Source organism: Okeania hirsuta (genome assembly GCF_003838195.1).
GTDB lineage: Bacteria > Cyanobacteriota > Cyanobacteriia > Cyanobacteriales > Microcoleaceae > Okeania > Okeania hirsuta.
The window spans coordinates 21,302-34,700 of the sequence record NZ_RCBY01000063.1 but is presented as its reverse complement, the minus strand read 5'-3'; the positions used below and the strand labels follow the sequence as shown (position 1 = coordinate 34,700).

General features: G+C 36.4%; 12 protein-coding genes. 8 read left to right on the top strand and 4 right to left on the bottom strand.

Annotated features, from left to right (window positions below; genetic code table 11):
* Positions 1-268: helix-turn-helix domain-containing protein (locus D5R40_RS12915; RefSeq protein ID WP_134239614.1), on the bottom strand; the 268-nt coding region annotated here is incomplete at its 3' end.
* A 309-nt stretch (positions 269-577) separates the two neighbouring features.
* Between D5R40_RS12915 and rppB the strand changes: the two genes are divergently transcribed.
* The gene (rppB, locus tag D5R40_RS12910; protein ID WP_124142723.1) at positions 578-1,918 is read left to right on the top strand and encodes a two-component system sensor histidine kinase RppB; all 1,341 of its coding nucleotides are present in this window, start codon (positions 578-580) and stop codon (positions 1,916-1,918) included.
* Between the two features lie 371 nt (positions 1,919-2,289).
* On the opposite strand, the gene D5R40_RS12905 is transcribed toward rppB, so the two are convergent.
* Positions 2,290-3,393 carry a D-alanine--D-alanine ligase family protein gene (locus D5R40_RS12905; RefSeq protein WP_124142724.1) on the bottom strand — a complete coding sequence of 368 codons (1,104 nt, stop codon included), beginning with the start codon at positions 3,391-3,393 and terminating at the stop codon, positions 2,290-2,292.
* Between the two features lie 1,014 nt (positions 3,394-4,407).
* On the opposite strand from D5R40_RS12905, the gene D5R40_RS12900 reads away from it, so the two are divergent.
* The 4 genes from D5R40_RS12900 (at position 4,408) to D5R40_RS12885 (ending at position 8,789) form a co-directional block, all read left to right on the top strand.
* Positions 4,408-4,785, top strand: a complete 378-nt coding sequence (locus D5R40_RS12900) for a hypothetical protein (protein WP_240038729.1) — start codon at positions 4,408-4,410, stop codon at positions 4,783-4,785.
* Positions 4,786-4,926: 141 nt separating this feature from the next.
* The gene (locus D5R40_RS12895; RefSeq protein WP_124142725.1) at positions 4,927-5,709 is read left to right on the top strand and encodes a TspO-related membrane protein; all 783 of its coding nucleotides are present in this window, start codon (positions 4,927-4,929) and stop codon (positions 5,707-5,709) included.
* Between the two features lie 342 nt (positions 5,710-6,051).
* Positions 6,052-6,738, top strand: coding sequence for a lecithin retinol acyltransferase family protein (locus tag D5R40_RS12890; RefSeq protein ID WP_124142726.1), 687 nt, complete (start codon positions 6,052-6,054; stop codon positions 6,736-6,738).
* Positions 6,739-6,836: 98 nt separating this feature from the next.
* Positions 6,837-8,789 carry an NHLP bacteriocin system secretion protein gene (locus D5R40_RS12885; RefSeq protein WP_124142727.1) on the top strand — a complete coding sequence of 651 codons (1,953 nt, stop codon included), beginning with the start codon at positions 6,837-6,839 and terminating at the stop codon, positions 8,787-8,789.
* Between the two features lie 121 nt (positions 8,790-8,910).
* Here the strand turns inward: D5R40_RS12885 and D5R40_RS12880 are convergent, their stop codons facing one another.
* Positions 8,911-9,477, bottom strand: a complete 567-nt coding sequence (locus D5R40_RS12880) for a VOC family protein (protein ID WP_124142728.1) — start codon at positions 9,475-9,477, stop codon at positions 8,911-8,913.
* Between the two features lie 709 nt (positions 9,478-10,186).
* Here D5R40_RS12880 and D5R40_RS39525 point away from each other — a divergent pair.
* Together D5R40_RS39525 and D5R40_RS39520 are read left to right on the top strand one after the other, a co-directional pair.
* On the top strand, positions 10,187-10,795 hold the full coding sequence (locus D5R40_RS39525; RefSeq protein ID WP_240038730.1) for a hypothetical protein: 609 nt from the start codon (positions 10,187-10,189) through the stop codon (positions 10,793-10,795).
* Between the two features lie 24 nt (positions 10,796-10,819).
* Positions 10,820-11,569 (top strand): cytochrome P450 family protein, encoded by a 750-nt coding sequence (locus D5R40_RS39520; protein ID WP_240041585.1) that lies wholly within the window; start codon positions 10,820-10,822, stop codon positions 11,567-11,569.
* A 149-nt stretch (positions 11,570-11,718) separates the two neighbouring features.
* Here the strand turns inward: D5R40_RS39520 and D5R40_RS40990 are convergent, their stop codons facing one another.
* Positions 11,719-11,841, bottom strand: a complete 123-nt coding sequence (locus D5R40_RS40990) for a hypothetical protein (RefSeq protein WP_275670256.1) — start codon at positions 11,839-11,841, stop codon at positions 11,719-11,721.
* 601 nt (positions 11,842-12,442) lie between these two features.
* Between D5R40_RS40990 and glyQ the strand changes: the two genes are divergently transcribed.
* A complete protein-coding gene (gene glyQ / locus D5R40_RS12870; RefSeq protein ID WP_124142729.1) occupies positions 12,443-13,342 on the top strand; it encodes a glycine--tRNA ligase subunit alpha in 900 nt (299 codons plus the stop codon).
* Positions 13,343-13,399: the final 57 nt, after the last annotated feature.

Here is a 13,399-nt window from a genome sequence, read left to right as displayed (position 1 = left end):
CCCACCCTGTGGAGGAGTGGGGAAACCAGCACCCCCTTACCAACCCCCTTATGGTTGTATTCTTGCCACAGTGTCTACAGGAACGCCAACGAGGTTTGGGACCACGACTCCTACCTGCAATTCTCGGCATCCCTTTATATAGAGGAATCACCCAAGTGCGACCATTGATCTTTCTAGCTCCTTGAATCCTACCTTCTTGGAGTAAAACTCGGACTCTTTGAGCAGAAATACTTAATAGAGAAGCTGCTTCAGTAGTACCAACAAACATGATTTTTTAACTATTTTGATATACGCAATAGTATAACATCAAAGTTAGCTCATAGTTTCAGTAGGAGTAATTGTTTATAAGTAATGGTATGAAATATTATATTAATAAAAATCAAACTATTCGTATGATTTATTGAATACTCAACGAATAAAGGAAGTAGATTTAATAGACATAGGCGTAAAAATCAAAAATCAAATTAATTATTACCCATAAATTATCAATTATTCTTCCCTGTTCCCTGTTCCCTATTCCCTATTCCCTCTTTTGGAGGAGATGTCTAATGTAAAGCAAGCCCTATCTAGCTAAAAAATGCACGAAAATAAACTCTTTCAACGCACTCGCCTTTCCCTTGCTAGTTGGTATGTCATGGTAATGGGTATTATTCTGAGTATATGCACTTTAGGATTTTACGAAGCAATTCTCCATGCCCACCGAATTACCATTGACAGAGAACTAAAATCAGTGGCAAAAACAATTCACGATAGTTTGAAAGTAGTTCTCAAACAACCTTCAAAGCTAACAGCTACAGCAACTCGTATCTTGCCCGATCTTTGTTTGGTGGAAACGTCTTGCGATCTAATTCAGTCTCATTTGACAAGAGTTCCCGAAACAGGAAATTATTATCTACGCTTACTCGATCGCTCCAACAATTTAATAGCAATAGCAGGGTTACGACCAAAGAAACTACAACTGACTCAAACAGCAGCATCACAACTACAAACCCTAACTTCCAATGGTAAGCGTTATCGGCAAATTTCTCTAATGCTACATACCCAAGATGCTTCGGAGTGGGGATATCTTCAAGTTGGACGGAGTTTACAAGATTTTGATGAATATATTAAAACAGTTACTCATATCTTACTTTTAGGTTTGCCAATAGGAATTTTGTCGATTGCTGGTGCTAGTTGGTGGTTATCTGGCAAGGCAATGCGCCCCATTTACCATTCATATCGGCAAATTCAGCAATTTACGGCTGATGCTGCCCACGAGTTACGAACGCCGTTAGCTGCGATTCGTGCTACTGTTGAATCTACTTTAATGCTGCCAAAATTAACTGAGGTGGAAGCTAGGGAAACTCTGGAAATAATGGCGCGACAAAATCAACGTTTATCTCAAATGGTGGCAGATTTATTGGTTCTCTGTCGCATGGATAGTGGGATGGAAAAATTGCCCCAAAAACAGGAATGTATTTGTTTGAATGATTTAGTTAACGATATTGCTGAAGAATTTGCATTTTTGGCCGTTGCAGCTAAGGTTAAACTTCTGTCTGAAATTAGGGTTTTTCAACCTGTGGAAGTGATGGGAAATACGGAACAATTGTATCGTTTAGTTTCAAATTTAGTTGTTAACGCTATTAACTATACAAACCCAGAAGGTGAGGTGAAAATAATTTTAGAAGTTAATGTTAATTCCGTTTTTATTCATGTTAAAGATACAGGTATTGGCATTCCAGAAAGAGAACAAAAACGAATTTTTGACCGATTTTATCGCGTGAATAGCGATCGCTCTCGTCAGAGTGGGGGTTCGGGATTGGGTTTATCTATTGCAGTAGCGATCGCTCAACTTCATCAAGGGAATGTTACTGTTCAAAGTCTACCAGATCGAGGCAGTACATTTACTTTGAAATTACCTTTAGTTAGCCAAATTTAGGAAGTTTGTTGTACAATGTTTTTATATATCCTTAGATTTTTTACCGAAAAATTTTGGTTTAAAGCCTCCCCTTTTAAGGGGATAATAAAGAAAAATTTTCATTATTAATTATTACCTCTCCTTGAAAAGAAGAGGTAATAATTAATAATTGTTGAACGAATAGACATCTCCTCCAAAAGAGGGAGTAGGCAGTAGACAATAGGCATTAGGGAGAAATAATTGATAATTTATGTGTGAGAATTGATTTTATTTTTTATTTTTGGAGATGAATCAGCAATTCCTAGACCAACTGAATACAAAATATCACAAAATTTTTTGATGCCAATGTTGGGTTTCGCTGTCGCTCTACCCAACCTACAGAAAATTGTTAGTTACTTAGAATGTCTTTCTAAAGCTAATTGAATTAAACAGTCTACTAACTCATCAAAAGGAATTCCACTAGCTTTCCAGAGCATAGGATACATACTCGTCGCAGTAAAACCAGGCATTGTATTAATTTCATTAATAAAAATTTCCCCTGTTTTCTCTACATAGAAAAAATCTACTCTAGCTAAACCCGCAGCATCCACAGCTAAAAATGCTTGAGTTGCCATTTCTTGAATTTGAGCAGTGATCGCTTCACTGACTCGCGCTGGAATAAATAAGTCCGCTTTTCCTTCTGTATACTTAGTCTCATAATCATAAAAATCACTGTCAAAAGTAATCTCTCCCACCACAGAAGCTTTCGGGACATCATTTCCCAGCACCGCGCATTCTAACTCTCTTGCTTCTACACCCGCTTCAACAATAATTCGACGGTCATAACTAGCAGCATTATCCAAAGCAGTTTCCAATTCTGCTCGCGACCGCACCTTAGCAATACCCACTGATGAGCCTAAATTAGCAGGTTTAACAAAACAGGGATATCCTAAAGCTGCCTCAATATCATCGCACAACTTGGGAAACACACAAGGATTAGACCAAATCTGCGATCGCGTCACTGCCTGATATTTTACCTGGGGCAAACCTGCTTGAGCAAAAGCCATTTTCATAGCTATCTTATCCATACCCATTGCAGAGCCCAAAACCCCAGACCCCACAAATGGAACCTGCATTAACTTCAGTAGACCCTGTATGGTACCATCTTCGCCATTGGGACCGTGAAGCACTGGAAACCAAACATCTACTTGGGCAGCTTGAGGAGGAGTTTGCCAGAGGTTAGACGAACTTTGAGAAGCAAGAGAGGAGGTAGTTTCAGTATCGGAATTATCATCTGTAAGCTTAGAAGATGGTAGGTTACCAGACTCTAGAACTTGTTGAGAAAAATCAGTTGGTTGCCAACGACCATCTTTTTGAATGTAAATTGGCATCAATTCGTATTTGTCTGTATTTTGACCTTTAGTTAAAGCAGTAGCGATCGCTTTTGCTGAATTAAGGGATACTTCATGTTCACCGGAACAACCGCCAAATAATAAACCTACTCGTAATTTTGTCATTATTTAGATTCCTTTAATAGAATTTTATTGTTGATAGATTATCATATTCAGGTTAATCAGTCATTATCAGAAAAATTCAGGAAAGTTTATTTCTACCTTGATTTTTGACTAGATCTATTGCAAAAGTCAAAATAATTTGTTTTACTTCTTTTGCGGTCTATTTTTCTTTTTTGTTAACTGTGTCTTGTTCGCTCTTAATAGTTGGTGTTAAAAATTTAACATTCCTTTGTTTTTAATTTCCTATATATTGAGGTTAAGTGTTCCAGAAGACAGTAAAAAAAAGTTGATTTTTGAATAAAAAATAAGTAAGCATTCAGCTATCAGCAATAAGACCCTGTGCTTGAGGACGAAGTTTAAATGAATATAGACTTTAGAGATGACTTTTGTAGCAAGGTTTTTCTAGCTCAATAGACATCTCCGCAAATCAAAATTTAAATCAATTTTTATCCATAAATTATCAATTATTCTTCCCTTTCCCCTCTTTTCTGGAGATGTCTAATTAAATATTGCTTTTAGTCAGTTATCAAAGCAATAGCTGATAGCTGACTGCTGAATTCTTACAAAAATAATTCATATATTATAGCGTTTCTCAAGTTACTGAAGTACAGTGATTTTTCTACTCCCTACTCCCTAAAACAAACTAATTTTGTATCTCATCAGGATGGGAATTGCTATCTTTGAAATTCACCGAATTTTTCCTGTGAAAAAAAAATTAGCTTAATAATCAGCAATTTATGAAAGATGTAAATCTCTGCCATTATTTATTAATAATACATCGGGTAAAAATCCAAAATAAAATAAATTATTATCCATAAATCATCAATTATTTTTCCCTACTCCCTACTTCCTACTCCCTACTCCCTCTTTTTTGGATAACTAATTATCTGACATAAAATCAAGAGGCCATGTAGGAACTAAATTATTCAAAATTTAAGATTATATTCATGGGAGTCAACAGTGTAGATGTGATATCTAAAATTAGATAGTCGATAATCATATATTTAGGAGTTAATCATGATGACTAACGACGAATTTCAGATATTGACACAGCAACGTAATGCTAAACTTGCTGCAGTTTTGATCGAGATAATTGATGGTGAATGGAATCGAGTTAGTAGGCAACTAGATGCTCTTGATACTGATTCTAATGATGTTACTAAAGCAGCAATTTTAGTGGGACAATTTCAAATATTAGATAAATTGAGGTTAGCATTATCTGAAGGTAGCCTAAGTTCTGATTATGAAATAGAAGCTATATGGCGTTCAAAATTAATTCAGCGTGTTATAGAAGGTTTTAATTTAGACTTAGATACTCACACTCCACCTCGTCAATATAAGAGTATAGCACAACAACTGGCAGAAGCTTGTGGACTAGAAGTAATTAAAGATTAATTCTACAAATATAAATGTTATAATTTGATTAAGATTAACTAATTATTTGAACAAGTAGCCCGGTGAGTTGTAGAGGTAACAACTTCCGGGCTAAATTATAATTTTGCTTAATCGGATTTATTTATAAGAGTAAAGACAATTATGGAAACTAATACTAACAAATTTAATTCAAACATTATTCGACAGTGGGCTAATTTAATAGGAATTATTGCTGCTTTTTTTCTGAATGTATATGTTAATCTTGCTCCTCCTGGTGGCAAAACTATTGGTGAAATTTCTAACACTGTATTTCAGGATGTTTTGATTATTCCGGCTAGTTATGCTTTTGCAATTTGGGGATTAATTTATTTAGGTTTAATTAGTTTTGGAGTTTATCAAGTATTACCAGCACAAAGAGAGAATCCAATTTTACAGAGATGTGGATATTTTTTAGTGGGTGCGAGTCTGGCACAAATAGTTTGGGTATTTTTATTTCAATTTCAGTTATTTACCTTTTCAGTTTTGGCAATGTTAGGAATTTTAGGCTGTTTAATTTGCCTATATCTAAATTTAGGAATTAGTTATGAAAGAGTGCCCAAAAAAGATAAATGGTTAGTTCATTATCCGATAAGTATATATTTTGCTTGGATTAGTGTGGCAACGATTGTGAATATAGCAAGCGCCCTACATTATTTAGGCTGGAATAGTACAGGGCAAGTCGCCATAGTTTGGACAATAATCATGTTAATAATTGGAGCAATTATTGCAGGAATTATTAATATGCAAAAGCAAGATATTGCTTATCCTCTAGTATTTGTTTGGGCACTTATAGCCATTGTAATTCGTCATTTAGATATGCCAATCATTGCAGTTACTGCTGGAATTTTAGCTTTAGGATTAGTGGTTTTAGTTTGTGTAAAAGTTGCGTCAATTAGATTAAAATAGAATTAGGTTAAAAAGTATTCCAGAACGAAAATGGTATGAACAACCCCTCCTAAAATTAAACGACTTGCTCACGCGTCGGGGATATTTTACCGAATAATTAAGGTAAAAATCCTCTCCTTTATTTAAAGGAGAAACAATGAATTAATTTCCCCTACCGCGTCAATCCTATCCGTTTTCAAGCAAAGGTAATTATTAATTATTAATTGTTGAACCAAGCTTTTCCTAACGGATTACTCCGCAAACAGATACCATTATCTATGCACTACCTTTTTAAGCTAATAGCTGACAGCTAATAGCTGATAGCTGATAGCTAGTTAAATTAAGTAAAACTTGAAAAATAATATGGCAAGAGGAGAGCAAATATATACTCTTAGAGAGTTTTTAAATATAGATGGTGTTTACGAACATCATGGCATTGACTGTGGTGATGGAACAGTTATTCATTATCGTAAGGGTACAGAAACTATTGAAAGAACTTCTAAAGAATATTTTACTGATAGAAGAAAAGTTTATGTAAAACGTTACCCAGTTCGTTATATTGCTGATACAGTCATTCAAAGAGCAGAAAGTAGATTAGGAGAAAGAAAATATAATATTATTAAAAATAATTGTGAACATTTTGCTACTTGGTGCATAACTGGAGTTAGTCAAAGTCAACAGGTAAAAAACTTTATTCCTCTGCTTTATCACATTAATGTTGAGCAAATTTCAGAACCAATTAAGCAAGCAATTTTAGGAGTAAAAACTGACTTAGATACTACTGAATTAGTCAACAAAGCTTTAGCAGATATAAAAATAGCTTGGGAAAATATTCAACCAGAATATAAACAACTTAAACAGGAAATAAATACCTGGCAAAAAGTAGCAGTGGCGGCGGTCAAACAAGACCGGGAAGATTTAGCTCGTGCTGCTCTAATGCGTAAGCAAAAACATCAACAACGTGCTGATGAATTAGAAGCTAGTTTGCATAAATTGGCTACCATGACAGAAACACTTTTAAGAAGTCAAAATTTAATTACAAATAAATAATTGAAGATTTATTGAGTTTCTCTTCTTACTTATTTACTTCTTGAATCATATCTAAGTTAATTTAAAAAAAGTCATGGGAAGTTAATCTACAGTTATTAATGTCTGAAAAACAGCGCCGTATATTCCGCAAAGAATCTTTAGAACGGCTTTCTTCCCCAGAACGACTAGACCAATTAATGCAAGTAGTTACTCTCAAAGATTGGCTACCTTTAGCAACATTAGGTAGTCTAGTAATTCTGGGTTTATTATGGAGTATTTTCGGCAAAATACCTATTACTATTAGTGGAAAAGGAGTATTAATTCGCCCTCGACAAGTAATAGAATTTCAGTCAGCGATCGCTGGTAGATTACAGTCTTTAAATATACAGGATGGGCAGTGCATAAAAAAAAATTATGTACTGGCAACTATCGATCCATCTCAGCTCAAAAAACAATTAGAATTACAACAGAATAAACTAATTCAATTAGAATCTCAAGCTCAAGATACCCAACAACTACAAAATCAACGTACTCAACTCGAAATAGAAGCTTTAGTAGGAAAAAAAAACAGTTTAGAACAACGCTTGAAAGATACTCAAGCAATAACACCAATACTGCAAAATGATACTTTAAATGCCATCCGAGAACAACGTCAGAGTTTAGAAAAACGTTTGTCAGACCTAGAAACAGTAACTCCTATATTAAAAGAGAAAAAATTAGAGGCGATTGCCAAGCAACGAACTAGCTTACAACAGCGTTTACAAGATGCTAAAGCACTAACTCCCGAGTTACAAGAAAAACAACTAGCAGCACTCACCGAACAAAAAATTACCCTGGAACAAAGGTTAGAAAATACCAAGGCTTTAACCCCTATTTTGCTGAATCAAAATGAAGTAGCATTACAACAAAAACGAGAAAGTCTACTGCAACGTTTACAAGATGCACGAGAGTTAACTCCTACTTTTGAGGAGAGACTAAAAAGACGTCAGGACTTATATGAACAGGGAGCAATTTCTGAAGATACTCTACTGCAAAGCAAACAAGAATATCAACAAAATCTGCAAAATATTACAGAAATAGAAGCAGAGCTAAAGCAACTAGAAGTAGAGCGAACAGAAGCTATAGAAAAATATGCACAAAACCTCAATAATATCAAAGAAATTGAGACTGAATTAACAGAATTAAAAGTGCAGGAAGCACAAGTTAATCAACAATATTTAGACAACCTCAATACTATTAGAGAAATTGAAACCAAAATCCAAGAATTAGATTTACAAACAACCGAAACTGACGAACGATTTTTAGATAATACCAACAGAATTAATGAAATTAAAGCTGAATTACAAGGACTAAAATTACAAGAAACAGAAACAAAGCAAAAATTTTTAGAAAATCAGAATACAATAACTCAAATAAAAGCAGATTTACAAGATTTAGATACTCAGAGAAAACGTTTAGAACAAGAAAATTTAGAAGCAGTTAATACACGCAAAAATCAAATTGAAGAAGTTAAACGAGAAATTGCTCAATTAGAAAAACAAATTACTGATAATAGTAAAATTCTTAGTCCTGTAGATGGATGTATTTTGGAAATACAAACTACTCTCGGACAATTTGTAAATCCAGGTACGACTTTGGGTAAAATTAATATCAAAGGAAAATCAGGAGAATTACAAGCAGTCAGTTATTTTGCTGTTTCAGATGGCAAACGCATCACACCAGAAATGGAAATTTTAATCACTCCTGATACTGTAAAACGGGAAAGGTTTGGTGGAATTATCGGCAAAATTATTTCTGTATCTGATTTTCCTGTAACAAAAGAAGGTGCAAACTTCGTAGTAGGAAATCCTGAAATAGTAGAAAATATTATCGGCGAAAGTGGGGGGAAAATTGAAGCGATCGCTCAACTAAAATTAGACCCCAATACCTTTAGTAGTTATCAATGGTCTTCTTCAAAAGGACCCCAACAAAAATTAACTGCTGGTACAACTACAACAACGCGAGTACGAGTAGAAGAAAGAGCGCCTATTACTTTTGTTTTACCAATTTTAAGGGAGTGGAGTGGGATTTGATTTTCAACTTGATTTTCAGCTAGCGGTTACTAATATCAAGTTCGGACAATCGACTATTTATCCGAACTTGATACTAGCAGTCAATCAGAAATAATTGCAGGGCAATTCACGACCGACATCCCTAGTATTCGCAATTATTGCATACAGGCGATCCACAATCATCAAAAGAATTCGGAAAACCATCCTGACGAAGAGCCAAATTATTGCCATCAGGATCGCAAAAGAAGGCGAGTACCGTATAACCATCCCCCGCATTGCAAAGTGGCCCAACTTCAACCCCTTTATAATCTAGGAAATCTACCGCTTGCTCAATATCATCTACAGCGATCGTAGCAGTTGCTTTTCCCGATTGAACAGGTTTACTCTGACTCAGGCCAATTTGGGTATCAGGAAGTTCTGGATAGAAAAGTTGCACATAATAAGGGAATGCGGAATTTTCCTCATTGACGATCATGCCAAGTTTTTCCTCATACCACTGAGTTGCTTCCACTCCATCACTAACATTAAACCGTGTCACCCATCCTGTTGTATAGGTTCCGCCTGGCCCAGCAAACGCTGGGGAAGTCACCCCCGAAAAGCCAAATAGGACAAAAGTGAAAGCAAATAGAGCGATAATAGCTGTAATCAACTTTCGGTGAGCTTTTGTGTGGTTCACTTTAGTTGAGTGAACTCCATTATTTGGTGTCATATAGTCCTCCAACATTTTTTTTGTGTGTAAAGCTGAACATCTATATCCTATATCCAAAAGTTAGAGACTTTTTGTAAAGTTTTGTCAATGTTGGCGGATCCTAGTGGCAGCTATTTTGTGGTTGGTCTAATAGTCAGGCAATCGCATCAGATGACACTGAAGATCATTAAAACTATTAGACATCTCCAGAAAATAAACTTGCTCTTTATTTACTATAAACTAGGGTTGTAAAAGTTACTCACAAAATCATTTTCCGTGTTTTTTTCCTAAAAACATCTTCCCTGTTCCCTGTTCTCTACTGTTACAAAAAGTTTACATCTTTTTCACCAGATGTCTATTATATAGCACTACCCATTCAAGTTAGGACATTTTTCAATCCTGTTTGCGGAGCATTTCCGCAGGAAAAACCCTTTGACAGTCTACTGTTCCCTGTTCCCTATTCCCTAGCGCGTAGCGCCATATATAGTCGTAATATCATGTCCGGATAATAGCGTGATCAAAAAACCTTCTCCCTTTGAACCAATATTCCCTTCTGCCTTCTGCCTTCTGCCTTCCTTCCACCAAAGTGTAAGTATTCAAGCGGACATGATATAAGTACTGTATTTTATCTGCAAAATGTAGGTCATAAAATTCGTATCAAATGCTAGACTGTTTACTACTTATTACTACTTATACCCCCATTTTTTCAACAACAACAGAGAGAAACAATATGACTTCAACCACCCCGCCAAGACAACAACCAACCTATAAAGCATCATTTATAGATATTGGGCTGAATAATTTTCAAATCTGGGCGCTTCAACATCCAGAAAATATCTTTAGCAAAGTCTTGCTACCAATAATTATCTTCATAGAAGGTTTAGCAGCAAATCTTCCTACATACCTAGACCAGAAACGCCTAGTTTTAGGACCAAACTTTTGTTGTGCTGGCCAAGTAGTAATGGGAGAATTTGAAGCTATAGAAACAGCACTGACTTCTCCACAAGCTCGAACATGGCGTTTAGGCACCACCGTACTAGAAGCAAATCATTTGCCTAACCAAGATGTAGATGGCAGAAATGTTTTCCTACTAGCACTTTCAGACCAAGAAGCAACAGGTAGTAATGACCATGAAGCTTTCCGCAGATGTTTACAGGATTATATTCTCAATGACTCCTCAATAGCACGTCAGCAAGATGCGATCGCCAGACAACTTATTGAAAAGTTAGCAGCAGATTATATAGATATGTCTCACGGTCCTGGTGGAGCTTTCTTTAGCGAGGATAAGCGGGGTTGGAAACGGTTTCTGATTGAATATCTTCACTATGTTTTATTTTAGTTAGACCCTAACGATCAAGCTACAATGGACTTCCTCACAGATTTACACTATACACGCCAGGGTACACTGCGCTACTTTGCAGGTGTTAGTACTATCTTAGAAGAGTTAAACATATTTAGGCATGGAAAAATTTCAGAGTCCATCGAGCAAGCAGCAACCATATATGAAAATTCTCCTGTATTAGCCAACTTTAACGAACAGAGCGATCAGTATAATGGCATGACAAGACGAGAATTAGCCAAACTGATGACATCTATTATGAGTATAGCCGCTTTACAAGGTCCTCTACATCTTGGTCAAACTGCTATGGGCGATCGACCTCTTCCCGCCTACAAAGGACAAAATACATCTGAAATTAACCCTACTCATTATTGGGATGAACTTGACCTCGACAACCGAGAGTCGGTGCGACTATATCTCCTAGAATGTTCCCGTCTCTGGGCACCCGTTAGTGCCTCCCATAGAATAGCAACCGATACTTTTACAGTGACAATAGCTGGCAGATATAGAACTTTTCCTACTGGTACAAAAATATTGATTCCTATGAGCTTAGGATTGTTAGACGAGAGCTTTTGGGGTCCGACAACCTATCAATTTGATGCCAACCGAGAAAATCTTTGCCCTTTCCACATGGGTTTCCATTCTGTAGGCGATCGTAGTGCTGGACGCATCTGTCCTGGTAAAGACGTAGCAATGAATATGCTTGTGGATGTCACGATCGCTTTAGGTAAGGTAAGACGTTCAACTTTTAGTTCTAATATTAATCCTGTTTAATTATGCAACCGCTTTGCAGGAGGAAGAATGCCTTTAGTTATCTAGGAGAGAAGGAAAGACCGAAAAATCTGACGTTGTTTGAGTTTTAAGATTTTGATATGTCCGCACCCTTTCCTTCCACTGCTATATGGTTTATGATGTGGTAATTATCATTTTCTTTGTGGGTGTAATACCCCACCGTCAACGGGGGTGTTCAAAATTACTTGGGGGAGCGAATCCCCATGTAATTTTCCTCCTGTCTCCTGTCTCCTGTCTCCTGTCTCCTTCTTCAATTAGGATATTGCCATTCAAGAAGAGCGTGGTAATTTTTGTGCGTTATGTATCAAATTGTAAATTAATTCAAAAGTTAGTTACATCAGTGACTTGAAGCGTTTTGTGGCTAAATATGCAACGTCTTTTTTTTAGCTTGCTCTACTTAATTACTTATAATCAAGTTTTTGTTTGTAGTTTTGCTCTAACCCTTGCAATACTTATATGAGGACTAAAGCTCTACTACGAGCCTGATTATAAATGATATCTTTTTCAAAGAACATCAAGTAATATCATGTTCAATTGACAAGTTGAAATAATTTTTGCAGAAAGGAAATAATGACTTAACTATAGCAATAGAAAGATAGTTTAGGTTCTATACTGATAATGCCCTTGAGATAGGTAAATGTTTTTCAATCTGTTTCCTGCTATAATTAACGACAATATTAATTACCTATTTTGATTTCCAATTAAACTATAGTAAAAAATCGGTTTTTTGGGAGTTGACAAGGTAATTATTCTATGTTAGAAAAAGGTATAAATTGGGAAAATAACAAGAGTGTTTGCTCCCAAAATGTTAAAAACTCTCTGATTTCAAATAAACTCAAAACCAAAGAAAAGTCTGTGAATTTCCAATCAGTCATAGCCACCTTAAATCAGTTCTGGAGCGAGCGCGGTTGTCTCATCGCTCAACCTTATGATACTGAAAAAGGAGCAGGTACAATGAATCCCCATACATTTCTGCGGGCGATCGGTCCTGAACCTTGGTCAGTTGCTTATGTCGAACCCTGTCGTCGTCCTACTGATGGGCGTTACGGAGAAAACCCCAACCGCTTCCAACACTACTACCAATATCAAGTCCTGATCAAACCTTCTCCTAATAACATTCAGGATGTTTATCTAGACTCCCTCCGCGCTCTGGGTATTCGCCCAGAAGACCACGATATTCGTTTCGTAGAAGACAACTGGGAATCTCCCACTCTAGGAGCTTGGGGAGTAGGTTGGGAGGTTTGGCTTGATGGCATGGAAATTACGCAGTTTACCTATTTTCAACAATGTGGTAGTATAGATTGCCGACCAGTGTGCATCGAAATTACTTATGGTTTAGAACGCCTTGCTATGTATCTCCAAGAAGTAGATGCGATTACAAAAATAGCTTGGACTGATAAGGTAACTTATGGAGACGTTTATCTTCAGGGAGAAATTGAACAATGTACCTATAATTTTGAGGCATCTAATCCTGAGTTTTTGTTTACCCTCTTTGGTCTCTATGAAAAAGAAGCTGAACAACTAACAAAACAAGGATTAGTTTTACCAAGTCTTGATTACGTTCTCAAATGTTCTCATAGTTTTAACTTACTTGATGCTAGAGGGGTAATTTCTGTCACCGAACGCACTCGTTACATTGGCAGGATTCGTAATCTCGCACGTCAAGTCGGTCAACTTTATTTACAACAACGGGAAAGTCTTAACTTTCCATTGCTAAAATCTAACCCAGAAGATAAGGCTAAAGCAGCAGCTTAACGAAGTCAAAAGTCAGAAGTTAACCCACCCCTCGCCCCTCCCCCTCCCAGGAGGGGA

What these genes read in the sequence shown, in the direction of transcription:
- rppB (WP_124142723.1), top strand. Translation starts at nt 578, where the DNA reads ATGCACGAAAATAAACTCTTTCAACGCACTCGCCTTTCCCTTGCTAGT.
- D5R40_RS12905 (WP_124142724.1), bottom strand. Translation starts at nt 3,393, where the DNA reads ATGACAAAATTACGAGTAGGTTTATTATTTGGCGGTTGTTCCGGTGAA.
- D5R40_RS12900 (WP_240038729.1), top strand. Translation starts at nt 4,408, where the DNA reads ATGATGACTAACGACGAATTTCAGATATTGACACAGCAACGTAATGCT.
- D5R40_RS12895 (WP_124142725.1), top strand. Translation starts at nt 4,927, where the DNA reads ATGGAAACTAATACTAACAAATTTAATTCAAACATTATTCGACAGTGG.
- D5R40_RS12890 (WP_124142726.1), top strand. Translation starts at nt 6,052, where the DNA reads ATGGCAAGAGGAGAGCAAATATATACTCTTAGAGAGTTTTTAAATATA.
- D5R40_RS12885 (WP_124142727.1), top strand. Translation starts at nt 6,837, where the DNA reads ATGTCTGAAAAACAGCGCCGTATATTCCGCAAAGAATCTTTAGAACGG.
- D5R40_RS12880 (WP_124142728.1), bottom strand. Translation starts at nt 9,477, where the DNA reads ATGACACCAAATAATGGAGTTCACTCAACTAAAGTGAACCACACAAAA.
- D5R40_RS39525 (WP_240038730.1), top strand. Translation starts at nt 10,187, where the DNA reads ATGACTTCAACCACCCCGCCAAGACAACAACCAACCTATAAAGCATCA.
- D5R40_RS39520 (WP_240041585.1), top strand. Translation starts at nt 10,820, where the DNA reads ATGGACTTCCTCACAGATTTACACTATACACGCCAGGGTACACTGCGC.